Genomic DNA, 23769 nt, shown 5'->3' with positions numbered 1-23769 from the left:
CACTCCCCCGTCAAATTCGCCGCCGCTTGACCTTCCCCGCGCCAGCGGGTTTCCTCCTGCCAAAATCCCGGAGGCCCCATGACCCGCAATTTCGACCAGGAACTTGAGGACCGTCTGGTCCGCTACGCCGCCATCGACAGCCAGAGCGACGAGACCTCAGCCGCGACCCCCAGCACCGAAATCCAGTTCGATATGCTGAACCTGCTGGTGGCGGAGTTGCAGGAGATCGGTGCTGAGGACGTGACGCTCACCGATTACGGCGTGGTTCTGGCCACTGTTCCCGCCACCGCGCCGGGACCCGCAATTGGCTTCCTTGCCCATGTCGACACCGCACCGCAGTTCAATGCGAGTGGCGTGAGGCCGCGGGTGATCAAGGGCTACGATGGCTCTGAAATCACTTTCCCCGACAACCCCGCGCTGGTGCTGTCGCCGGAAAAATCCCCCTACCTTGCTTCGAAACAAGGCGACGACCTGATCACCGCCTCGGGCCTCACCCTCCTGGGCGCGGATGACAAGGCGGGCGTCGCCATCGTGATGACCCTGGCGCGGCATCTGCTGGCGAACCCGGAGATCAAACACCCGCAAATCCGCCTCGCCTTCACCCCGGACGAGGAGATCGGGCGCGGTGTGGGCGAGCAGCTGCCCAAGGATCTGGGCGTGGCCTTCGCCTACACGCTGGACGGCGGCGACGCGGGCGAGATCGTCTATGAGAGCTTCTCTGCCGACCGTGCGGTGGTGCGCATCAAGGGTGTCTCGATCCACCCCGGCTGGGCCAAGGAAAAGCTGGTGAACGCCGCGCATCTGGCGGCAAGGATCGTGCAGACGCTGCCGCAGGCCACGATGACGCCGGAAACCACGGACGGGCGCGAAGGGTTCATCCACATCACCGACATGAACGGCGGTTCCTCTGAGATGGAGATCAAGCTGATCCTGCGCGACTTTGAACGCGACGGGCTGGCTGCCAAGGGTGACCTGCTGCGCAAGGTCTGCGATGCGGTGCAGGCCACGGAACCGCGGGCGGAGATCACTTGCGAGATTTACCCGCAGTACCGCAACATGCGCTACTGGCTGGAAAACGATATGACCCCGGTGGAGCTGGCACTGGCCGCGTGCCGCGCGCATGGGATCCCCCCTATCACCACCCCGATCCGCGGCGGCACCGACGGCTCGCGGCTGACCGAACTGGGGGTGCCCACGCCCAACATCTTCACCGGCATGCAGAACGTGCACGGGCCGCTGGAATGGATCTCGGTGCAGGACATGGCCAAGGCCACCGAAGTCTGCCTGACGCTGGTGCAGATGGCCGCGGCGGAGGGCTGAACCGGCAGACGGACCCGGAATTTTGCGAAAACTCCGGCTCGGAAAGCATGTGATTTCCGGGCCGTTTTCCGCGCCGGAGAACGGCGGAGCGCCGGGCCTTCGCAGCCGCTCCGGCCCTTGACCGCCCCCGCCTTTCCGCTAAAGCTGCAGGCCGAAACAGGAGACGTTCATGCAAGCATTTGAGTACAAGGTGGTGCCCGCCCCCGCCAAGGGCACCAAGGCGAAGGGGGTGAAGACACCCGAGGCGCGCTTTGCCAATTCGATCGAGATCCTGCTGAACGAGATGGCGGCCGAGGGCTGGGAATTTCAGCGCGCGGAATTGCTGCCGAGCGAAGAGCGCTCCGGGCTGACCGGCTCCACCACGAACTGGCGCAACGTCCTGGTGTTCCGCCGCGTGCTTGCTGCGGAGCAGCCGGAAACCGCGCAGGCTCCGGCCCAGGCCGCCGCCGTGGAGTTCCGCCACAGCGAACCGCCGCTGACCGCCACCGCAGGCGACCCCGAAGCCCCCGGCGGCGCCACGCCGGTTCCGGGCGCCGGAGCCGCCAGGATGCAGGCCGATGACGGCGTCGAAGAGCTCAGCCCGGTGTCCGGCGTGACCGCCGCACTGAAGAACCGGGCCGCGCAGAAGGGCGACGGGGAGGACTGATCCTCCCCCTTCGGGATCAGACGCCGGTATCCAGCGCCAGTGCGTGGATGCGCGGCACGATCCCGCCCAGCGCCTTGTGAACGGCGCGGTGCTGGGCCACCCGGCTCATGCCGCCGAACGCCTCCGACCGGATCCGCACCGCAAAATGGCTCTCTCCGGAGCCGTCATCGCCCGCATGGCCCGCGTGCTTGTGGCTTTCGTTGACCACCTCCAGCGCGCTCGGTGCAAAGGCCGCCTGCAAGGCCGCTTCCATTTCCTGCTTCACGTTCATTTTCCGCTCATCCCCATAAATTTTTCGGCGCGCCCCCTTCAATCTGGCGCCCCTTAGACTAAACTGCTGCCTCCGAGTCGAACAGAAGCGTCTAGAAGGTGCGCCCCATGACCAAATCCGATCCCTTTGGCTTCGATATGTCCATCCGCTCTGCCAAGAAGAAGAACCCGCGCGGGCGGCGGGCCGCTACCGGTGCGTCGGAGACCTCCGTACGCGTCTGCGACAAGGATGGCTGCGAGGAAGCCGGCAAGTTCCGCGCGCCCAAGGCGCCCGACGTGCTGGATGACTACTTCTGGTTCTGCCAGGAGCACGTGCGCGAGTACAACAACAAGTGGAACTTCTTTGAGGGCACCACCGAAGCGGAGCTGAATGCGCAGCGCTCCAAGGACAAGGTCTGGGAGCGCCAGACCAAGCCGATGGGCGACCCTGAGGCCCGCGCGTGGGCGCGGCTGGGCATCGAGGACCCGCATCAGGTTCTGGGGGCCAATGCCACCCAGAACCCGGGCCGCGGCGCCAAGACGGGCCGCCGCCTGCCGCCCACCGAGCGCCGCGCCATCGAGATCCTGGAGGCCAAGGACGACTGGACCAAGGCCGATATCCGCAAGGCCTACAAGAAGCTGATCAAGGTGCTGCACCCGGACATCAACGGCGGCGACCGCAGCCAGGAGGAGCAGCTGCAGGAGGTCATGTGGGCCTGGGATCAGATCAAGGACAGCCGCAGCTTCAAGTAAGCCCGGCAAAGCATCGATGCGCAAAGGGCGGCCTGGGGCCGCTCTTTTATTTTGTCCCGGCAGAGATTCTCCCGGGGCCGATTGTCCTGGGGCCGGTGTCCAGCGCCCGGTGCAGCCCTCGTCCCCCCTACAAGGTCCAGGCGGGTATCCCAAAGGATAGGCGGGCGCGCTTCTGCCGCCTGCCGGGCGGCAATTCTACACCTTTGCTGGCGCGCAAATTCCGACGCTCTCGTTTAGATTGAATTTATCGAAACCTCAGCGCACCCGGCCCTCACAGCTGCCGCCAATTTACAGGAGACCGCCCATGCACCGCCTTGTCATCACCGCCAAGCTCGCCCCCGGCACCACCCATCAGCAGATCGCCCGGTTCATCAGCCAGAACCGCCCGGCGATGCAAAAGGGCGGGGCCACCGGCATGATGATCCGCTGCGGCGGCACCCTGCAGATTATTCTGGAAGGACCCGAAGCGGTGACCCAGGCCACCGCCAGCGCGGCCCGGTCGAGCGGTCTGTTTACGTCGGCGAAAGCCGCGGGGGCGGTGCCGATCCGTTTTCGCGCCTTTGACAAGATCTGCCTGGCCTATGCCAAGCCGGAGCATCTGGGCGGCAGCCTGCGCCGCGAGATCGGCCTTCTGACCGGTCTGGAGCTGCCGCAGCAGCCCCTGGCTGCCTGATCCCGCCCGGATCCTGTCCCGGGCCTGCCGCCGCCGGCAGCGCAGGCCGCCCGGCGCCGCAGGCGATGGGCGGTCTTTTGCCGAAACTTATTGATAGACTTTTTATTTCTTTGACCCGGCCCGCCGTCACCGGTTAGGCAAAGATGTGCCGGCCGCAGCCTATCCCCCCAAGCGTCGCGGTCGCCGGCAAAACGCGCCCCCTGCTGCCCGGCCGGGGGCGCTGTGCGTGAGGCCGCCTCAATCGTCCGTCCAGTTCCGCTGCAATCGCGGCGTCAGCTGGCTTCCTGCCATAGTTCCCCTTGCCCTCGCGCGCCAGATCGGGCACCAATCCCGCGGATTGGACCCTGATGGCAGGGAAGCGAGATAAGGATCGACTGGGATGACCGACGGCTTTGTGGACATGAATGCGAAACCGACCGAAGCAATTTCGGTGCGCGATGTGTTCGGGATCGACACGGATATGACGGTCAAGGGCTTTGCCGACGGCTCCGACCGGGTGCCGGCGCTGGACCCGACCTACAAGTTCGACCCGGAAACCACGCTGGCCATTCTGGCGGGCTTCAGCCACAACCGCCGGGTGATGATCCAGGGCTACCACGGCACAGGCAAATCGACCCACATCGAACAGGTCGCCGCCCGCCTCAACTGGCCCTCGGTGCGTGTGAACCTCGACAGCCACATCTCCCGGATTGACCTGATCGGCAAGGACGCGATCAAGCTGCGCGACGGCAAGCAGGTGACCGAGTTCCACGAGGGCATCCTGCCCTGGGCGCTGCGCAACCCGGTTGCCATCGTGTTCGACGAATACGACGCGGGCCGCGCCGACGTGATGTTCGTGATCCAGCGCGTTCTGGAGCATGACGGCAAGCTGACGCTCCTGGACCAGAACGAGATCATCACCCCGAACCCGTTCTTCCGCCTGTTTGCCACCGCCAACACCGTTGGCCTGGGCGACACCACCGGGCTGTACCACGGTACCCAGCAGATCAACCAGGCCCAGATGGACCGCTGGTCGCTGGTCTCGACGCTGAACTACCTGAGCCATGACGCCGAAAGCGCCATCGTTCTGTCCAAGGCGCCGCATTACAACACCGAGAAGGGCCGCAAGACGATCAGCCAGATGGTGACCGTTGCCGACCTGACCCGCACCGCCTTCATGAACGGCGACCTCAGCACCGTGATGTCGCCGCGGACGGTGATCAACTGGGCCCAGAACGCTGAGATCTTCCGCGATGTGGGCTATGCCTTCCGCCTGTCTTTCCTGAACAAATGCGACGAGCTGGAGCGCCAGACCGTGGCCGAGTTCTACCAGCGCTGCTTTGACGAAGAGCTGCCGGAAAGCGCCGCAAGCGTGAGCCTGGGGTAAGCAGACAGGACGAACCGTATGCACATTGGCTTGATTGGCGGGATCGGCGTTGCGGCCACCATCGTCTACTACCAGCGGCTGACCGCTGCGGTGGACCGGCTGGGCGGCAAGCTGGATCTCACCATCAGCCACGGTGACATACAGACCCTGATCCGCAACAACCTGGCCGATGACCGTGCCCCGCAGGCAGAGATATTTGCCCGCCAGATCGACAGCCTGAAAGGCGCCGGCTGCGATTGCGTGGCGCTGACCTCGCTGGGGGCGCATTACTGCGTTGAAGAGATGAATGCGCTCTCGTCCCTGCCGGTGATTTCAGGCGTTGCGCCGCTGGATGACTATTTCGCGGCGCAACGGATCCGCCGGGTTGGCCTGCTGGGCACCCGCGTGGTGATGCGGACCCGTCTTTACGGCCAGCTGCACCAGACCAGCGCCGTCGCGCTGGACGAAGAGATCGACACCCTGGGGCAGACCTACCAGGACATGGCGGTCTCCGGCAGCTGCACCGCCGGCCAGCGGAGCCAGATGCTCGATGCCGGGCGGCGGATGGTTGACGAATTGGGTGCGGAGGCAATTGTCCTTGCGGGCACCGACCTGAACCTGGCCTTTGACAATCAGGACCCAGGTTATACCGTAATTGACGCGCTGGATGTGCATGTGTCGGTCCTGGCCGATCTCGCGGCCGGACGCTGCAGCCTTGATGAAGTGGCGATGACGAAATGAAAAAGCCCAACGACAACCCAGCTGATCCGTTCAAGAAGGCGCTGACTGAGGCCACCAAGGTCATGGCCAACGACCCGGAGCTGACCGTCACCTACACGGTCGACCCCTCGGGGCTGTCGGGCGACTCGATGCGGCTGCCGCAGGTCTCCCGCCGGATGAGCCGCGAGGAGGTGCTGCTGGCCCGCGGCACCGCGGATGCACTGGCGCTGCGCCACAAGTTCCACGACGACGCCACCCACGCGAAATACGTGCCGCAGGGCGAAATGGCCCGCGATCTCTATGAGGCAATGGAAACCGCCCGCTGCGAGGCGATGGGCGCGCGGCATATGCCCGGCACCGCGTCGAACATCGACGTCAAGATCCGCAACGAATCGATCCGGCGCGGCTATGACCAGATGAAATCCTCCTCCGAGGCGCCGCTGGCCGCCTCTGCCGGCTATCTGATCCGGCATCTGGCCACCGGCCGCCCGCTGCCCGAAGGCGCTGCCAACATCATGGAGCTGTGGCGCGGGTTCATCGAATCCCAGGCCGGCGGCACACTGGAGAACCTGGACGAAACCATCGCGGATCAGGCTGCCTTTGCGAAACTGGCCCGGCAGGTGATCTCTGACCTCGGCTATGGCGACCAGCTCGGCGATGACCCGGACGATATGGACGACGACGCGGGCGACGAGGCCGAGGAGAACGCCGAGGAGCAGCAGGATCCGGACAGCACCGGCCAGGATGACTCCGACGAGGAACAGGCCGACGCGTCCCCCGAGCAAAGCCAGGAGCAGCAGCAGGACGAGAGCCAGGCCCAGGTCTCGATGGACGAGATGGCCGACGAGGAACTGGCCGAGGACACCGAGATGCCCGACGGCGAGGCGCCGCTGGAGCCGCCTGCCCCGCCGCCGGTCTCCGAGGCCGATCCGGACTACAAGGTGTTCCAGGACGCCCATGACGAGGAAATCAACGCTGAAGATCTGGCAGAACCGGCCGAGCTGGAGCGCCTGCGCGCCTATCTCGACCAGCAGCTGGAGCCCTTGAAGGGCGCGGTGAGCCGGCTGGCCAACAAGCTGCAGCGCCGCCTGCAGGCGCAGCAAAACCGGTCCTGGGAATTCGACCGCGAGGAAGGCATCCTGGATGCCGGCCGCCTGGCGCGGGTGGTTGCCAACCCGACCACGCCGCTGTCGTTCAAGGTCGAAAAGGACACCGAGTTCCGCGACACCGTTGTGACGCTGCTCCTCGACAACTCCGGCTCGATGCGCGGCCGCCCGATCTCGATTGCCGCAATCTGCGCCGACGTGCTGGCCCGCACCCTGGAGCGCTGCAACGTAAAGGTCGAGATCCTCGGCTTCACCACCCGCGCCTGGAAGGGCGGTCTGGCCCGTGAGGCCTGGCTGAACGACGGCCGCCCGCAGCAGCCGGGGCGCCTCAACGACCTGCGCCACATCATCTACAAGGGCGCAGATGCCCCGATGCGCCGCACCCGCACCAATCTCGGCCTGATGATGAAAGAGGGCCTCTTGAAGGAAAACATCGACGGCGAGGCGCTGGAATGGGCGCACCGGCGGATGATGCACCGGCCCGAAGCGCGCAAGATCCTGATGGTGATCTCCGACGGTGCCCCGGTTGACGATTCGACGCTGTCGGTGAACCCGGCGAACTACCTGGAGAAACACCTGCGCGACGTAATTGCCATGGTGGAGAAGAAAAAACAGGTGGAGCTGCTGGCGATCGGCATCGGCCACGACGTGACCCGCTATTACGAGCGCGCGGTGACGATCACCGATGTGGAGCAGCTGGCCGGTGCGATGACCGAGCAATTGGCCGCCCTGTTCGACAGCGACCCGCGCGCCCGCGCCCGGGTGATGGGCATCAAGCGCGCCAGCTAACCTCGCAGCGCAACCGGCGAGGGGGCACTCCCGCGCCGTCGGTCTGCATCAAAGATGCCGTCCTCAGCCTTGGGCACGGCCGCGCGCTGACGCGCGCGGCGGCGCCGGATGCCGCTGGCATCCGGCGCTTGGCCCAACGGGCCAAAGGGCATTCTGGATGCCCTCATGGCCGGGCGGGAGCCGCCGCCGGTCCTGTTCCGTCAGATCCGGTGGTTTCCCGCCGCCGCTGCCCTTGCCAGCACAGAGGTGATCTGGGACAACAAAGGCGCGCGCCCTGGCCGCGCTTTTTCCCTATCACGGCGGCCGGGATCCCCTGCCGCGTGCCGCCCTGCCCTTCAGCTGGAGAGACGCCGATGTATCAGACCTTCGATGTGACCGCCCGCCCGGAACAGGGCCCGCCCCGGCTGGCCGCCCTGCGCAAGGAACTGGCGGCGGAAGGCCTGGACGGCTTCCTGGTGCCCCGCGCCGATGCCCATCAGGGCGAATATGTGGCGCCCCATGATGAGCGCCTCAGCTGGCTCACCGGTTTCACCGGCTCGGCCGGGTTTTGCGCCGTGCTGCAGGACAGTGCCGGCGTCTTCATCGACGGGCGCTACCGCACCCAGGTGAAACGCCAGGTGGCGGCGGACTACACCCCAGTGCCCTGGCCCGAGGTGCAGCTGGCGGACTGGCTGAAGAAACAGCTCCCCAATGGCGGCAAGGTCGGTTTCGACCCCTGGCTGCATGCAGCGGGGCAGATCACATCCCTCAAGAAAGAGCTGAAGGGCAGCGGCATCACCCTGGCGCAAAGCGAAAACCTGGTGGACCGGATATGGCAGGACCAGCCCGCGCCGCCGATGAACCCGGTGGCCGCGCACCCGCTGGATTATGCAGGCGAAAGCAGCGCAGACAAATGCGCGCGCCTCGCCAAGGACCTGCGCGCGGCCGGCCAGGCAGCGGCGGTGATCACCCTGCCCGACAGCATCATGTGGCTGCTGAACATCCGCGGCAGCGATGTGGCGCGCAACCCGGTGGCGCATGGGTTTGCCATCCTGCACAGCGACGCGCGGGTGGACCTGTTCATGGCGGCAGAGAAGCTGGACGGCTTTCAGGGCCATTTCGACAGCTCCGTCACCGTGCATCCGCCCGAGGACTTCCTCACGGCCGCGTCCTCCCTCAACGGCTCTGCCGCCGCAGACACTGGCACCCTGCCGCAGATCGTGGCCGATGCGCTTGGCGAGCGGCTGGTGGCGGCGGGCGACCCCTGCGCCCTGCCCAAGGCGCGCAAGAACGCCGCCGAGATCGCAGGCAGCGCCGCAGCCCACCTGCGCGACGGCGCCGCGATTGTGGAGATGCTGGCCTGGCTCGACGCGCAGGCACCCGGCACCCTCACCGAGATTGACGTGGTGAAGAAGCTGGAAAGCTTGCGCCGCGAGGACCCCGCCCTGCGCGACATCAGCTTTGAAACCATCGCAGGCACCGGCGAAAACGGCGCCGTCATGCATTACCGCGTGACCGAAGAGACCAACGCCCGGCTGGAAGACGGCCACCTCTTGGTACTGGACAGCGGCGGCCAGTATCTGGACGGCACCACTGACATCACCCGAACCATCGCCATCGGCACCCCCGGCGGGGAAGAGCGCGCCGCCTATACCCGCGTGCTGCAAGGCATGATCGCGATGTCCCGGCTGCGCTGGCCCAAGGGGCTGGCGGGCCGCGATATCGAGTGCATCGGGCGGATGCCGCTGTGGCTGGCCGGGCAGGACTTCAACCACGGCCTCGGCCACGGCGTCGGCGCCTATCTGAGCGTCCACGAAGGGCCGCAGCGGCTGGCCCGCACCAGCCATGTGCCGCTGGAACCGGGCATGATCCTGTCCAACGAGCCGGGATACTACCGCGAAGGCGCCTTTGGCATCCGCATCGAGAACCTTCTGGTGGCTGAGCAGGCCCCGGCCCTTGACACCAGCGACCCGGAGCGCGACATGCTGTGCTGGCGCACGCTCACCTTTGCCCCGGTAGACCGGCGGCTGGTGGATGCCTCCCTGCTGACAGCGGACGAGAAAGACTGGCTCGACAGCTATCACCGGGAGGTTGCAGCAAAGATCGGACCGCAGCTCAGCCCCGCCGCGCAGGCGTGGCTTGATGCCGCAACCGCGCCTTTGTGACCCGGGTCTGACACCCGGCTGTTACATAGACTGAACAAAAGATGACACGAATGAAGAAAATGGGAAATCACGCATGACAAATATCCGTATCCGCAAGGCCGAAGGCACCTGGGTCGTCCGTTCCGGCGGCGCCGTATTGGGCGAAACTTCCAATGCGCTGGAGCTGTCGGAGGGCGGTCTGGATCCGGTCATCTATTTCCCGCGCGGCGACATTGCCATGGCGTTCCTGGACCGCACCAGCAAAACCACCCGGTGCGAGCACAAGGGCGAGGCCAGCTACTTCTCGATCGCCAACAAATCCTCGGTCACCGAAAACGCGGCCTGGAGCTATGAGAACCCCAAGGAGGATGCAGCAGAGATCAAGGGCCATCTGGCGTTTGTGCTGAGCGACTCCGTCAAGGTCGAACAGGTCTGACCCGCCTGCCCGGCTGCGGCGGCCCTGCGCCGCCGCCAGCGCGCGGGTCCGGTTTCAGGTTTCAGGATGCAGATTGCAATCCGGCTCGCACCGGCGCCCTGGCGCCGGTGTTTTGGTGCCGGCGCTCCGCCAGGGGCTTGATAGCGGTGCGGAGGCGGCAGAGCCTGGTGCCGCACGCCCTGCGGCAAGCCGGCCTGCGGCCGCCGCCGGCTTGCCGCACGCCCTGCGGCAAGCCGGCGGCGGCCGCAGCAGCACAGCAGCGCCTCTACCCCCTGGGGGCGGAGGCCAATACGGCGGGGTTGCGAAAGATAAGGGCTAGGTGAGAATGGCGCGGCTCAGATTCAGCCTGGCTTCCTCCAGCGCATCGCCTGCGCCAAGGATATCCGTTTCCCGGGCACACTGGATCGCATAGTTGATCACCGCCTCCAGGGCCGCCCGTTCATTTTCCCGCTCGCTCGCCTTATTTTTCGCACCAGCCTCTTGCGGGCCGATTTCGAAGTTGCGCATGAGTTTCCTACCGAAGTGAGTAAGTCTTGCTATGTTATGGTTGCAGTGTTGTAGAAGGCTCAGCCGCTGGGCAATGCAAATCTTAACTTTCTATTTACCTGTAGCGGATTTCTCACAGATGCGGGGAAGATCCGGGCCAATTTCCCCCTGGCGCATTCCGGACCAAAGGGTGCAGCACCCTGCCCTGCGGGTGAAGCCCCGGGGCCGCAGGCGCTGGCTGGTCTTTCTTGCGTCTTACCTGTGCTCCTCGGCAGCCGTGGCGGCAAGGGCGCGGTTATAGGCCTTCAGCGCATCCACGTGGTAAAGCGCGCCGATGATCTCCTCGGTGCCGTTTTCCGCCATCATCACAGGGAGATAGGGCACGTCGGCGCGGTCGAACACCGGCATCACGGCCTCCAGCGAGGCGGAGGCGCGGATGCAAAGCCCTTCCTCCGCCAGCTTCTGGCAGTCCTCCAGGCTGGCGCAGCGGCTGTCGCCCATCGGCCGCATCACGGCACCCGCGCGGATCAGCGCCAGCAGATAGGCCTGCGGGCCTGCCGCGCAGTGGATATCGCGCCGTTCAAGCTGGGTCAGGAAGAAGGACCGGTCCACCAGCCGCGACGCCAGCGCGGTGGACATGGAGACAGAGACCATCACAGCCAGGCCGATCTGCCAGTCGCCGGTCAGCTCGAACACGATCAGCGTGGTAGAAATCGGCGCGCCCAGCACCGCGGCGGCCACCGCCCCCATGCCGGCAAAGGCATAAAGCGTATGGGTGCCCGACACGTCCGGCAGCACCGAGGTCGCAATGAGGCCAAAGGCCAGCCCGGTGAGCGCGCCGATCATCAGCGACGGCGAAAACACACCGCCGCCCATGCGCCCGCCCATGGTGATCGCCACGGCGGCGGTCTTGACCACAGTGAAAATCACCGCCTCCCCCAGCAGCAGCCCGCCGGTCAGCGCCAGCACCGTGGTCTCATAGCCGACACCGATGATATGCGGATACCAGACCGCAATCCCCCCCAGCATGGCGCCCGAGACCGCCGGGCGCAGCCAGCGCGGCAGGCACAGGCGCGCCTGCACCTTGCTGCCCACCTTGTCGGCAAAGAAGATCGCCCGCATCTCAACCACCGCCACAAGGCCGCAGATCAGTCCCAGAATCAGGAAGGCCGGCAGCTCCACATAAAACTGCAGCGCGCCGGGTGTGACCAGGGTGAATTCGGTGACATCGCCGTATTCCAGCCGGTTGATCACGGTGCCCGCAACCGAGGCGATGACGATCGGCGCAAAGGCGTTGACCGCGAAGTGGCGCAGCACCACCTCCAGCGCGAACAGGGCGCCGGCAATCGGCGCGTTGAAGCTGGCAGACACCGCCGCCGCCACCGCACAGCCCAACAGGTCGCGCCCGGTGATGCCGTCGGCATTGATCCGGTTGCTGACCCAGCTGGAGATCACCCCCGCCATATGCACGACGGGCCCCTCGCGCCCCGAGGAGCCGCCGGTCGACAGGGTGATGAAGGAGGCCAGCGCCGAGGCCAGCCCCTCCTTGTGCTCGACGCGCCCGTCATGCAGCGCCGCGCCCTCGATCACATCCGCGACCGAGCGCACCCGCCCGTCCGGGGTGAAGCGGTCAAGGATCAGGCCGACCACCAGCCCGCCGCCCGCCGCAATCGTCACCAGCACATACCACGGCAGACCCTGCGCAAAACTGTGCAGATAATCCACATCGGGCGCGCCATAGACCCAGGCCTGCAGCGCCGCGATCCCCTTGCGGAAGAACAGCGCGGCAAAGCCCGCGGCAATGCCGATCAACAGCGCGATCAGCCAGAACTGAAACTGGCTGGGGCCGCGATGGCGCAGCACCCGCCAGATGTCTTTCAGGCCGGCCAGCCATTGCAGGGAGATTGCGGAAAGGGACGAACGTATTTCTTGCACCATAACCTGTCAGCGGGTCTTTTTTGTTTTCAATGGCCTACAACTGCCATGAAGCCGGTTAAAGAACCCTCACCCCGCCAGGTGTTCCGGCAGGTTATCCGGCCAGCAACGCGCGGGCCGCGGCGCGGGCCTCGTTGGTGATGGTATCACCGGATACCATGCGGGCAAGCTCATCCACCCGCTCGGTGCCATCCAGCGGCACCACCTGTGACACTGTCATGCCGTCGACAACCTGCTTGCGCACCTGCCAGTGATGGCCGCCAAGGGCTGCCACCTGCGGCGAGTGGGTGACCACCAGCACTTGGCCCGCGCTGGCCAGGCTGCGCAGGCGGCGCCCCACCGCATCCGCCGTGGCGCCGCCGACACCGCGGTCGATCTCGTCGAAGATCAGCGTCTTGCTGGCGTCCTCGCCGCGCAGGCAGACCTTGAGCGCCAGCAGGAAGCGGCTCAGCTCCCCGCCCGAGGCGATCTTGTTCAGCGGCCCCGCGGGCGCGCCGGGGTTGGTGGCAACGGTAAAGGCCACCGCGTCGGTGCCATCCGGCCCCGGCTCTGCCGTGGTGATGCGGGTCTCAAACACCGCCCGCTCCATCTTCAGCGGGGCCAGCTCCGCCATCACCGCCTTGTCCAGCGCCGCCGCCCCCTGCCGGCGCACGGCGCCCAGCTGCTTGGCGGCTTGCGCATAGGCGTCATCCGCTGCCTTCAGCGCGGCTTCCTGGTCGGCCAGGTTCTGATCGCCCGCATCCAGCGCCGCCAGTTTGGCCCGCAGGGTTTCGGCATAGTCTCCCAGCTCATCCGCCTGCACCCCGTGCTTGCGTGCCAGCGCGCGGATCGCGAACAGCCGCTCCTCGCAGTCTTCCAGCTCGCCCGGGTTGAAGTCCAGGTTGTCCAGCACCCGCTCGACCCCGTCCTGGGCATCGCCCAGCTCGATCATCGCGCGGCTCAGCGCCGCCAGCGGCTCGTCCAGGCCGGTATCGTCTTCCCGGCCAGAGACACCCTCCAGCCAGCGCTGCGCCTCACCCATGGCGGCCTCGGCGCCCTCGCTGAGAAGCGCATGGGCGCGGGCAATATCGCCGCGGATGCGCTCAGCCGCCTGCATCTGGCGGCGGCGGACATCCAGTGTTTCGTCCTCGCCCGGCTGCGGATCCAGCTTGTCCAGCTCCGCAACCGCATGGCGCAGGAACTCTTCCTCGGCCCGCACGGCGTCCAGTGCGGCACGGGTGGCCGCCACCGTCTTGCGCGCCTTGGCCGCCGCAGCCCAGGCCGCCCGCACCGAGGCCAGCAGTTGCTGGGTGCCCGCATACTGATCCAGCAGCGCCATATGGCCGCGCGGGTTCAGCAGGCCGCGGTCGTCATGCTGGCCGTGCAGCTCCACCAGGGTTTCCGACAGCGCCCGCAGCACCTCGCCCGAGCAGCGGCGGTCGTTGACCCAGGCGGTCTTGCGCCCGTCGGCGGTGTTCACCCGGCGCAGGATCAGGCTGTCGCCGCCCGGCAGCCCGGCTTCTTCCAGGATCGCATGGGCCGGATGATCCTCGCCCAGCTCAAACTCCGCCAGCACCTCGCCCTGCCTGGCCCCCTGGCGCACCAGCTCGGCGCGGCCGCGCCAGCCCAGCACAAAGCCCAGGCTGTCCAAAAGGATGGATTTGCCTGCCCCGGTCTCGCCGGTCAGCACATTGAGCCCGGGCTGAAAGTTCAGCTCCAGATGGTCAATGATCAGGATATCCCGGATATCAAGCGCGCGCAGCATTGCCCCGCCCCATTACCGCAGCAGCCGTTACAGCCACTGCCCTTTCACCGTCTGCCGGTAGATCTGGCTCAGCCAGTTATTGCCGCGGTCCTTGGGCTTGAGCCCTTGCGCGGTCAGCAACCTGAAGCTGTCCTCATACCATTCGGTTGACTGGAAGTTGTGCCCCAGGATCGCCGCGGCGGTCTGCGCCTCAGCGGTCAGGCCCAGCGACAGATAGGCCTCGACCAGCCGGTGCAGCGCCTCCGGCGTGTGGCTGGTGGTCTGGAACTCCTCCACCACCACCCGGAAGCGGTTGATCGCAGAGGTATAGTGGCCGCGGCGCAGGTAGTAGCGCCCGATCTCCATCTCCTTGCCCGCCAGATGGTCGAAGGCCAGGTCGAATTTCAGGATCGCAGAGGTGGCATACTGGCTGTCCGGATAAACCTCGATCACCGTGCGCAGCGCCTGCAGCGCCTGGAAGGTCAGGCCCTGGTCGCGGCCCACTTCGTCGATCTGGTCGTAATAGCTCAGCGCCAGCAGGTACTGGGCATAGGCCGCATCCTCGTCCGCCGGGTAAAAGTCGATGAACCGCTGCGCGGCGGCGCGGCTGTTCTCGTAATCCCGGGTGGAGTGATAGGCAAACGCCTGCATGATCACCGCCTGTTTCGCCCATTCGGAATAGGGGTACAGGCGCTCGATCTCGGCGAAATAATAAACCGCATCCTTGGGCCGCCGGTTGGCCAGCTCGAACTCGCCGCGCTCATAGATCTGATCGGGGGAATAGGCCTCGACCGAGTCGCCGCGCTTGACCGCGCCGCCGTCGCCGCCGCAGGCCGCTAGCGCCGCCATCAGAACGACCGCGCCGAGGGTTCTGGCTCCTGCCCTGATGCCGTTCATAGTGCCTAACCTCACCGTCATTGACTTACGGGTGTCCGCCCCGGTTATGCCGTCTCTAGCACATTCGAATGGCGCGCAAAACGCCTTTCGCCACTTCCGCGCTCACTTGGCAGAGAAAGCGGCCTGCGGTCAAGGCTGTACGGGAAGGCACGCCCCCGGCGCCGCCCTGCCGGCCGCAGGAAAAGACCCGGGACAAGGGGGTCCCGGGCCAGTTGTCCGCTCGTTCCTGGTTTTCTGCCTTATGCCACGCGGCGTTGTTCCGACGGGATTTCCGACCAGATCAGCCCCTGCCCGGGAAGCCGTGCGGTCATCGCCGCATCACAGGCGACGGCCCGGACCGCGCCGGGCTCCGCAAACAGGGCGCGCAGCAAGGTGTTGGTCAGCGCGTGCCCCGCGCGCTCGCCAACGTAGCGCCCCAAGATCGGCCCCCCGGCCAGTGCCAGATCGCCCAGGGCGTCCAGCATCTTGTGGCGTACAGGCTCATCCGAGTGGCGCAGGCCCGCGCCGCTCTCGACACGGTCCCCGTCAAACACAACCGCGTTCTCGCCCGGCACACCGCCCAGGGCCAGACCGTTGGCCTGCATGGATTCGACATCCGCCTGGCGGCAGAAGGTGCGGCTGTCGCACAGCTCGCGCGCAAAGCTGCCGTTGCGCATGTCCAGAACCTTGCTCTGGCGGCCGATGCCGGCCTCGGCAAAGTCGATGTGGAATTCGATGGTCAGCCGGTCCGACGGCAGCAGGGTGGCGCGGGCGCCGTCCTTTTCGACAGTCACCGGCTTCAGCACCTCAAAAGCAGTGGCCGGGACGCCCTGGCGCTGCACGCCATACTTCATGATGCCGCGCACAAACGGCGCTGAGGAGCCATCCACGATCGGCACTTCCGGGCCGTCGATCTCGATCAGCGCATTATGCACGCCGCAGCCGGCCAGGGCCGCCATGACATGCTCAACGGTGGAAACGCTGACGCCGGAGGTGTTGACCAGCCGGGTGCAGAGCGGGCTGCGCTCCACCAGGTCCCAGCGCGCCGGAACCACGGTGTTGCCCAATGCAATGTCGGTGCGTTTGAACACGATCCCATGCCCCGCCGGAGCCGGGTTCAGGACCATGCGGGCGGGCTTGCCGGAATGCAGGCCGACCCCTTCAAATGCCACCGATGCCTTGAGCGTATTCTGCACGTTGTGCCTCTTTTCACCATGTCCGGCCTCACGGGCCGTGTTGCGAAAGAGAGTTAAGGTTTTGGAAAAAATCCTACAACTCAATCTTTGTAACGGTTTGAAACATGGCTGTAACAGATAGGCAAAACACCGCTTAGATCTGCTCAAGACCTTGATAAAAACCAAAGAAAGCCGCCCCAAGGCGGCTTTCTTCAGCGTGATAAGTGATGCGTCAGTTTGCCTGGCGGCGCAGGAAAGCGGGGATTTCGATGCGTTCCTGGTCGGGATCGGGCTGCTGTGTCTGGGCCTGCTGCGGCTGTGCCGAGGGGGCCGGCGCCTGCATCGCGGGCTGCTGGCGCACGGCCTGCGGCTGATGCTTCGCGGCCGGAGCTTCGGCTGTTCCGGTCATCCGGTGGATCAGCGAATTGAGGCCAAAGCGGCGCTGGCCCTCGGGCTGCTGCTGCTGCTGGTGCTGGTGCTGCGGTGCCGGCGCAACCGGCGCCACCGGGCGCGGCTGCTGGGCGTGCGGCTGCTGAACCCGCTGGGCAGCCGCCTGCAGCCGCTCCAGCGCCTGCGGCGACGGGGTGCCCGGTGCGGGCGCCTTGGGCGCGACAAAGACGTCGGGCTGCTGGGTGGCGGTATCCGCCTGCGGGCGGAATTCCGGCACCTGCGGCCGATAGGCCGGCGGCGGCAGGCCGTCATCGCCCATCTGCTCCGGCTCTTCGAAAACATCGTCGGACTGCTCTTGCGCGGCGGCCTGCTGCACGTTCAGTTCTTCAAACAGCGACGGCTCTTCCAGGGTGGCGGCGGCCTCTGCGGCTTGCGGCGCCGGCGCGGGCTCGGCGGCCCGCGGCGCTTCAACCGGGGTTTGCAGTTCCAGCGGCGCGGCGCGGGTTTCCTCGACGGTAACGGTCTGGCGCAGCGGTGCCGACATCGGGCGGCGCGGCACCGGCATATCGGTGTTCACGTCGGTGGCGTCGATGCCGGTGGCCACGACGGAGACCCGCATCCGGCCTTCCATGCCGGTGTCCAGGGTAGAGCCGACGATGATGTTGGCATCCGGGTCCACTTCCTCGCGGATGCGGTTGGCGGCCTCGTCCAGTTCGAACAGGGTCAGGTCGTGGCTGCCGGTGATGTTGATCAGCACGCCCTTGGCGCCCTTGAGGCTGATCTCGTCCAGCAGCGGGTTGGCGATCGCCTTCTCGGCGGCCTGCACGGCGCGGTCTTCACCTTCGCCCTCGCCGGTGCCCATCATTGCCTTGCCCATCTCGTCCATCACCGCGCGGACGTCGGCAAAGTCGAGGTTGATCAGGCCCGGACGGACCATCAGGTCGGTCACGCCCTTGACGCCCTGGTACAGCACGTCATCCGCCATCGAGAACGCCTCGGTGAAGGTGGTCTTCTCGTTGGCGAGGCGGAACAGGTTCTGGTTCGGGATGATGATCAGCGTGTCGACCACCTTCTGCAGGCTCTCGACGCCGGCCTCAGCCTGGCGCATCCGCTTCAGGCCCTCGAACTGGAACGGCTTGGTCACGACGCCAACGGTCAGCACACCCAGTTCCCGCGCGGCCTGCGCGATGATCGGCGCCGCACCGGTGCCGGTGCCGCCGCCCATACCCGCGGTGATGAAGCACATATGCGCGCCGGCCAGGTGGTCGACGATCTGCTCGATGCTTTCCTCAGCCGCGGCAGAGCCGACCTGCGGGCGGGCGCCTGCACCCAGACCTTCGGTCACTTTCACACCCAGCTGGATGCGGGCCTTGGCCGCGCTCTGCTGCAGCGCCTGCGCGTCGGTATTGGCCACGACGAATTCAACGCCGTCCAATTCTTTCTCGATCATGTTGTTGACGGCGTTGCCGCCGGCCCCGCCGACACCAAATACCGTGATCTTCGGCTTCAACTCTTCCTGCCCGGGCATCGAAAGATTCAACGTCATGCTCTTACCGCCTGTGTTACCCGCCCTCCCGCAAAGGGCTTATTCCTGTCCTATTCACCATAATCTTACCGCGGAGGGGATGTTTCGTCATCCCAAAAAGCACTTTGTGCCACAAAATAAGGTCTCATTCTAAGACCAAATCGCGGTATTTCGCCGTCCCTAGCAGATATTGCGGTTCAAGCACAAGCCACACACAACACAACAGCAGCACCCGCACATCGCCGAGTGCGGGAGAAGGTCTGACTGGTATCTGGCTGGCCACTGCCCGGCCTGCTGACTCGCCGCTTTTCGCGGACGTTAAGCACAACTTAACGGGTCCCTCCGGCGCTGTCACGCCCTCTTTGACCATGACTGTGGAATTGAGTCCCGGATTACCAGTTTTCGCGGAACCAGCGCACGGCGCGGCCCAGGGTGCCGGCCGGATGGCGGCTGGCGGGCATGTCGAAGTCCCACCATTCGTCCTGCGGATGGGCCGCAAACAGGCACAAGCCCACAGCAGAGGCAAAGCCCGGCCCGGTTGCCGATTGCGGCAGGCCGTGCACCCGCAAGGGCCGGCCCAGGCGCACTTGCTGGCCCAGGATCCGGCTCGCCAGCCCGTCCAACCCCATGATCTGGCTGGAGCCGCCGGTCAGCACGATCTGCTGGCTGGACAGGTATTCGAACCCGGCCGCATCCAGCCGCGCCCGCACTTCCTCCAGGATCTCCTCGACGCGGGGGCGCATGATGCCGATCAGCTCCGCCCGGCTGACGGTGCGGCGGTCATGCTCCCAGTCGCCGGTATCGCCACCGATGTCGATCATGTCGCGGTCGTCGGCACCGGTGGCATGGACGCCGCCGCAAAAGGTCTTGATCCGCTCCGCATTGGACAGCGGCACCCCCAGCCCCATCGAGATGTCGCTGGTGATGTGATCGCCGCCCAGACGCACTGCGTCGGCATAGATCATGTGTTTCTTCATGAAGATCGAGATCGAGGTAGAGCCGCCGCCCATGTCGATGCAGGCCGCGCCCAGCTCCTGCTCATCCTCGACCAGTGCCGAAAAGCCGGACACATAGGCCGACGAGGCAATCCCCGCCAGTTCCAGATCGCAGCGCTGAATGCAGCGCACCAGGTTCTGCACCGCGATGGCATCGACCGTCAGCATGTGCATGTCGACCGCCAGGGTCTGCCCCATCTGGCCGCGCGGATCGGCCAGGCCGGAGCGGTTGTCGAGCGCGAAATTCACCGGCTGCGCATGCAGCACTTCGCGGCCCGCGCCGTATTCCGGCACCTCGCAGGCGGCCAGCACCTGGGCGACCTCATGCTCCGACACCACCTGGCCCTCAAGATCCAGCGCCGCGTCCAGCCCGTAAGAGCGCGGATTTGCGCCGGAGAAACAGGCGATCACGTGGTCGACCCGCACTTCGGCCATCTTCTGCGCTGCCTGCACGGCGGTGCGGATGGCGCGCTCGGTCTCCTGCATGGCGGTGATCTCGCCGAACTGCACCCCGCGCGACCGCGTGGTGGCAGCGCCGATCACCCGGAAGCCCGACTGCCCGGCCAGCGCCCCGATCGAGCCGTCCTCGCTGAGGCGGCCGGTGCCGTCGAACCGCAGCACCAGGCAGGCGATCTTGGAGCTGCCCACGTCCAGAATCGCAACCACGCCGCGCTGCATCGCCTGACGGCGCATCTGCCGCATTGCCCGCTGCGACTGATAGAGATCTGTCATGTTACTGCCCGCCCCCATTCAACTGCCGGATGCGCCACCAGTTTTCCACTGCGTTTTCGGACATGCGGATGGTCGGACGCCCAGCCAGACGCATATCCACCGCTGCCACATCGCGCTCCAGCAAATCCTGAACTTCACTCACCGCCAGCACCCGCTCCAAAGCGCGCACCGGATTTTCCGCCGGCAGCATAATGCGCTGCTTGCGGTCCAGCACCAAGTCCCAGCGCCGTTCGCCGATACGCACCAGGCCGCGCAGCCGCGGCCCCAGGGGTTTTGCCGCCGCAAACAGCCGCAGCGCCTGCGCCGCGTGCCCGGCCGCCCCCTTACCCGCGATCAGCGGCAAGTCGGGATGCAGGCTGCGGCGGCCCAGCTCGGCGACATGGGTGCCGGTCTCATCCAGCAGCGCCAGCCCCTCGCGGCTGCGCCAGATCAGCGCCGGCTGGCGCTCCTCGACATCCACCTGCAGGATGCCGCCCGGGCGGATCCTGACACTTGCGGATTTCACCGGATCCAGCCCGGTGATCACGTCGCGGATCTGCTCCAGATCCAGATCGAAGGAGCTGACCGGGAAATCCAGCGGCACCACCTCGCGGATATCCTGTGCCACGCTGGTGCCTGCCCCGTCCACCGCCATCACCTTGACCATGAACTCGGGCCGCTCCTGAATGGCGGCGCGGGCATCGTTGACCAGCCCCTGCAGCGTGTCGCGGCGCCCCTCATCCGCCAGATAGGCGCTGCCGGCCGCCAGGACCAGGCACAGCGGCACCCCGAACCGCAGCCCGAAGCGGATGCCCGGCGTCAGCATCCAGCGCTGCAGCCGGTACTTCAGCCGCGACGGCGCCGGGTCCGCCCGCCCCTCTGCGCTGCGGCGGAACCGCCCCTTCAGCGATTGCATGAGGCATCCTCCACCATCCAGGCGCAAAGCTGGCCGAAGCTCATGCCGCAGAAAGCCGCCTGCTCCGGCACCAGCGAGGTCGGCGTCATGCCGGGCTGGGTGTTGGTCTCCAAGAGCACCAGGCCGCTGGCGCCGCGGGTCTCATCCCAGCGAAAATCGGTGCGGCTGACACCTCGGCAGCCCAAAGCCTCATGCGCCTTCAGCGCATATTCCAGGCACAGGTCGTGGATTTCCCGCGGCAGGTCCGCAGGCAGGACATGGCGCGAGCCCCCCGGCTTGTACTTGGCGTCATAGTCATACCAGCCGTCGGTCAGGATGTCGGTCACCGTCAGCGCCCGGTCCCCGATCACGGTGGTGGTCAGCTCGCGCCCCGGCGCGTAGGTTTCCACCATCACCTGCTGCGGCATCTCCTCCGACAGCTGCGGCGGGCCGTTGGCGGCCTCATGCACGATGTAGATGCCGACGCTGGAACCCTCGTTGTTGGGCTTCACCACATAGGGCGGCGCCATCACGTGGCCGGCCGTAACCTCATCCTTGGCATAAAGCCCGCTGTCCACCACCGGCAGCCCGGCAGAACGGTAGACTTCCTTGGAGCGCTGCTTATCCATCGCCAGCGCCGAGGCCAGCACCCCGGAATGGGTATAGGGCAGGCCCAGCCACTCCAGCAGGCCCTGGACGCAGCCGTCCTCGCCCCAGCGCCCGTGCAGCGCGTTGAACACCACATCCGGCTTTGCCTCTGCCAGGCGCGCATGCAGGTCCCGGCCTGCGTCCACCTCAACAACCTCGAACCCCTCACCGCGCAAAGCGGCCGCGCATTCACGGCCGCTGGACAGCGATACCTCGCGTTCGGCTGACGGTCCGCCCATCAGCACCGCGACTTTCGGGAGTGCCCTGCTCGACTTACTCACCACGAAGCGCCTCAATATGCGGGGCTTTTCTGCCCCTGGTTCTTGGAGCCCTGAACGGGCCCGCCTTATGCCTTGGTGCCGGGGTTCCCCCGGCCGGTTCTTGCGGGGCCGCGCGCCCCAGTGTCTGGCGGGGCTGCAGCCCCTTCAACCGGCATGCCATTGCCGCCTCTTCGGCACCCTAACGCCCAAATCCTTACCGGCGCGTTAACACTGCCTTTACCACGTTTAACAATTGCCGCTGCCCGGGTCCCGCCGGGACCACATGGTGACCTCAAGCTGCGGCAACAGAAGCCTTTGTCAGCATTCAGGTTTTCAAGCTATTCGGGAAGCGGATCACCTATCCGCATGATTTCCCACTCTAGCCTGATGCCGGAATTCTCGTAAACCTTTTTCCGCACGTCTTCGCCCAGGCCTTCCAGATCTGCGGCAGTGGCGCCACCGGTGTTGATCAGGAAGTTGGAATGCTTTTCGCTCATCTGCGCAGCCCCGCGCCGGGCGCCGCGCATACCGGCGTCGTCGATCACTTTCCAGGCCTTCAGGTCATGCACATCATCCGCCTGCCCGGTCGAAGAGAATCCTGCCGGGTTGCGGAAGGTGGACCCGGCCGAACGGTCCTTGACCGGCTGGGTCTCATCCCGCTTGTGCAGCTGCGCTTCCATCCGCGCGTGCAGCTCCGCCGGGTCGCCCTTGGGGCCGCGCAGCTTGGCCGAAACCAGAACCGCACCTTCGGGAAAGTCGGTCTGGCGGTACTGGAAGCCGAGCTCATCAGCGGTGATCTCCCGGATCTCCCCCTGGCGGGTCACGATAGTGGCAGAGACAAAAACATCCGCGGTATAGCTGCCATAGCAGCCCGCGTTCATCCGCACTGCACCGCCGATCGAGCCGGGAATGGTGCGCAGGAAGGTGAGGTCGATGCCCGCATCCGCCGCTTTTTTCGCCACATGCGAATCCAGCGCCGCGGCCCCGGCGGTCACGGTATCGCCGTCTGTTTCAATGGCGTTAAAGCCGCGGCCCAGCCGGATCACCACGGCGCGCAATCCGCCGTCGCGCACGATCAGGTTGGAGCCGACCCCCATCGGGAACACCTGCACGCCCGGGTCCAGCTGGCGCAGGAAGTCCGCCAGATCCTCAGTATCCGCAGGCTGAAACAGGTGGTCGGCCGGGCCGCCCACCCGCAGCCAGGTCAGCTCCGCCAGCAGCTTTTGCCGGGTCAGCCGCCCGCGAGCCGCCGGAAGTATGATTTCAGAACGCGCCGCCATCGTCTTTTCTGCCCCAGTTTCCAGCCTATGAACGCGCACAGTCCGTAAACAAGATGGCCGTTGAAATAAAGGGACAACACGACCTGGCGGACGTCGTGTTCATGATTCTGCTCAAACCGGCTGACCGCCAGCCAGATCAGAATGGCCACCCAAACCAGCACCAGACCCTTGGCCAGCCGGTGCCACCGGTGGCGGGCGAGAATATAAAATCCGATCAGCCAAGCGGCGCCGAACGCCAGCCAGATTGCAATCACAGCGGCCATACAAGCCTCCCCCGCCGGCAGACACATGCCGGCACTCAAAAACAGAACCGAATATTCCTAGGGCAGTCGTATTTCTCAGGCAGTAATACTGGCGGACTGGAAAAATTTCGTTAAGCGCACCGCCCGGGGTGCGCCTGTCAGCGCCGCAGCGAGCGCCGGATATAGCGGCCCAGGTAAATGACCGGCCAGCGCAGCACCGACATCCCTGCCAGCAGCACCGCTAGCCCCCACCAGGGGCCGTTCTCCCAGGTCACATAGCCCAGCAGCGGAATCCACAGCCCAATCAGCACATAGGCCCGGGTCCAATGGCCGTCGCGGCTGGGAATCATCGCCAGGATATTGGCGGCCAGCGCCCAGACGGCAGCAAGGGTCAGCGACAGCGTCACACCGCGCTCCTCACCCTGCCAGCTTCTTCTGGCCGGAAATATCCCGGGGGGAGCCGCCACC

At 66.1% G+C, this 23769-nt stretch carries 22 protein-coding genes; 9 read left to right on the top strand and 13 right to left on the bottom strand.

The window, feature by feature from the left end:
• Nucleotides 1–78 precede the first annotated feature (78 nt).
• Together pepT and PHA8399_RS01620 are read left to right on the top strand one after the other, a co-directional pair.
• Nucleotides 79–1320, top strand: coding sequence for a peptidase T (pepT, locus tag PHA8399_RS01625; RefSeq protein ID WP_058284449.1), 1242 nt, complete (start codon nt 79–81; stop codon nt 1318–1320).
• A gap of 169 nt (nt 1321–1489) precedes the next feature.
• Nucleotides 1490–1966: a DUF4177 domain-containing protein gene (locus tag PHA8399_RS01620; protein ID WP_058284448.1), complete on the top strand. Its 477-nt coding sequence runs from the start codon at nt 1490–1492 to the stop codon at nt 1964–1966.
• 16 nt (nt 1967–1982) lie between these two features.
• Here PHA8399_RS01620 and PHA8399_RS01615 read toward each other — a convergent pair whose 3' ends face one another.
• The gene (locus PHA8399_RS01615) at nt 1983–2237 is read right to left on the bottom strand and encodes a BolA family protein (protein ID WP_008555905.1); all 255 of its coding nucleotides are present in this window, start codon (nt 2235–2237) and stop codon (nt 1983–1985) included.
• Nucleotides 2238–2344: 107 nt separating this feature from the next.
• Between PHA8399_RS01615 and PHA8399_RS01610 the strand changes: the two genes are divergently transcribed.
• From PHA8399_RS01610 to PHA8399_RS01580, 7 genes are all read left to right on the top strand, one after another.
• On the top strand, nt 2345–2968 hold the full coding sequence (locus PHA8399_RS01610; RefSeq protein ID WP_058284447.1) for a DnaJ domain-containing protein: 624 nt from the start codon (nt 2345–2347) through the stop codon (nt 2966–2968).
• 304 nt (nt 2969–3272) lie between these two features.
• Nucleotides 3273–3641, top strand: a complete 369-nt coding sequence (locus PHA8399_RS01605) for a hypothetical protein (protein WP_058284446.1) — start codon at nt 3273–3275, stop codon at nt 3639–3641.
• Between the two features lie 379 nt (nt 3642–4020).
• On the top strand, nt 4021–5007 hold the full coding sequence (gene cobS / locus PHA8399_RS01600; protein WP_058284445.1) for a cobaltochelatase subunit CobS: 987 nt from the start codon (nt 4021–4023) through the stop codon (nt 5005–5007).
• Nucleotides 5008–5025: 18 nt separating this feature from the next.
• Nucleotides 5026–5727, top strand: a complete 702-nt coding sequence (locus PHA8399_RS01595; RefSeq protein WP_058284444.1) for an aspartate/glutamate racemase family protein — start codon at nt 5026–5028, stop codon at nt 5725–5727.
• Complete coding sequence (gene cobT / locus PHA8399_RS01590; RefSeq protein ID WP_058284443.1) at nt 5724–7601, top strand: cobaltochelatase subunit CobT; 1878 nt, start codon at nt 5724–5726, stop codon at nt 7599–7601. The genes PHA8399_RS01595 and cobT overlap by 4 nt, the downstream gene beginning before the upstream one ends.
• Before the next feature lie 353 nt (nt 7602–7954).
• Nucleotides 7955–9745, top strand: coding sequence for an aminopeptidase P family protein (locus PHA8399_RS01585; RefSeq protein WP_058284442.1), 1791 nt, complete (start codon nt 7955–7957; stop codon nt 9743–9745).
• Between the two features lie 73 nt (nt 9746–9818).
• Entirely contained in the window at nt 9819–10160 is a 342-nt protein-coding gene (locus PHA8399_RS01580; RefSeq protein ID WP_058284441.1) for a DUF427 domain-containing protein, read from the top strand.
• A 315-nt stretch (nt 10161–10475) separates the two neighbouring features.
• On the opposite strand, the gene PHA8399_RS01575 is transcribed toward PHA8399_RS01580, so the two are convergent.
• From PHA8399_RS01575 to PHA8399_RS01520, 12 genes are all read right to left on the bottom strand, one after another.
• Nucleotides 10476–10667, bottom strand: coding sequence for a hypothetical protein (locus PHA8399_RS01575; RefSeq protein WP_008554548.1), 192 nt, complete (start codon nt 10665–10667; stop codon nt 10476–10478).
• A 234-nt stretch (nt 10668–10901) separates the two neighbouring features.
• Complete coding sequence (locus tag PHA8399_RS01570; protein ID WP_058284440.1) at nt 10902–12584, bottom strand: chloride channel protein; 1683 nt, start codon at nt 12582–12584, stop codon at nt 10902–10904.
• A 91-nt stretch (nt 12585–12675) separates the two neighbouring features.
• The gene (recN, locus tag PHA8399_RS01565; protein ID WP_058284439.1) at nt 12676–14325 is read right to left on the bottom strand and encodes a DNA repair protein RecN; all 1650 of its coding nucleotides are present in this window, start codon (nt 14323–14325) and stop codon (nt 12676–12678) included.
• A gap of 27 nt (nt 14326–14352) precedes the next feature.
• Entirely contained in the window at nt 14353–15201 is an 849-nt protein-coding gene (locus PHA8399_RS01560) for an outer membrane protein assembly factor BamD (RefSeq protein WP_058284438.1), read from the bottom strand.
• Nucleotides 15202–15440: 239 nt separating this feature from the next.
• The gene (lpxC, locus tag PHA8399_RS01555; RefSeq protein ID WP_058284437.1) at nt 15441–16376 is read right to left on the bottom strand and encodes a UDP-3-O-acyl-N-acetylglucosamine deacetylase; all 936 of its coding nucleotides are present in this window, start codon (nt 16374–16376) and stop codon (nt 15441–15443) included.
• 211 nt (nt 16377–16587) lie between these two features.
• Entirely contained in the window at nt 16588–18291 is a 1704-nt protein-coding gene (ftsZ, locus tag PHA8399_RS01550) for a cell division protein FtsZ (RefSeq protein WP_058284436.1), read from the bottom strand.
• Between the two features lie 371 nt (nt 18292–18662).
• Nucleotides 18663–19997: a cell division protein FtsA gene (gene ftsA / locus PHA8399_RS01545; protein WP_058284496.1), complete on the bottom strand. Its 1335-nt coding sequence runs from the start codon at nt 19995–19997 to the stop codon at nt 18663–18665.
• A 1-nt stretch (nt 19998) separates the two neighbouring features.
• Nucleotides 19999–20892, bottom strand: coding sequence for a cell division protein FtsQ/DivIB (locus PHA8399_RS01540; protein ID WP_058284435.1), 894 nt, complete (start codon nt 20890–20892; stop codon nt 19999–20001).
• A complete protein-coding gene (locus PHA8399_RS01535) occupies nt 20880–21800 on the bottom strand; it encodes a D-alanine--D-alanine ligase (RefSeq protein ID WP_082649416.1) in 921 nt (306 codons plus the stop codon). The genes PHA8399_RS01540 and PHA8399_RS01535 overlap by 13 nt, the downstream gene beginning before the upstream one ends.
• A gap of 317 nt (nt 21801–22117) precedes the next feature.
• A complete protein-coding gene (gene murB / locus PHA8399_RS01530; RefSeq protein WP_058284433.1) occupies nt 22118–23059 on the bottom strand; it encodes a UDP-N-acetylmuramate dehydrogenase in 942 nt (313 codons plus the stop codon).
• Nucleotides 23011–23322: a hypothetical protein gene (locus PHA8399_RS01525; RefSeq protein WP_058284432.1), complete on the bottom strand. Its 312-nt coding sequence runs from the start codon at nt 23320–23322 to the stop codon at nt 23011–23013. The genes murB and PHA8399_RS01525 overlap by 49 nt, the downstream gene beginning before the upstream one ends.
• A 137-nt stretch (nt 23323–23459) precedes the next feature.
• The gene (locus tag PHA8399_RS01520) at nt 23460–23708 is read right to left on the bottom strand and encodes a DUF2484 family protein (protein ID WP_058284431.1); all 249 of its coding nucleotides are present in this window, start codon (nt 23706–23708) and stop codon (nt 23460–23462) included.
• Nucleotides 23709–23769: the final 61 nt, after the last annotated feature.

It is taken from the genome of Leisingera aquaemixtae (genome assembly GCF_001458395.1).
GTDB lineage: Bacteria > Pseudomonadota > Alphaproteobacteria > Rhodobacterales > Rhodobacteraceae > Leisingera > Leisingera aquaemixtae.
Note: the sequence above shows the minus strand (reverse complement) of the source record. Positions and strands in the feature narration are given on the sequence as shown.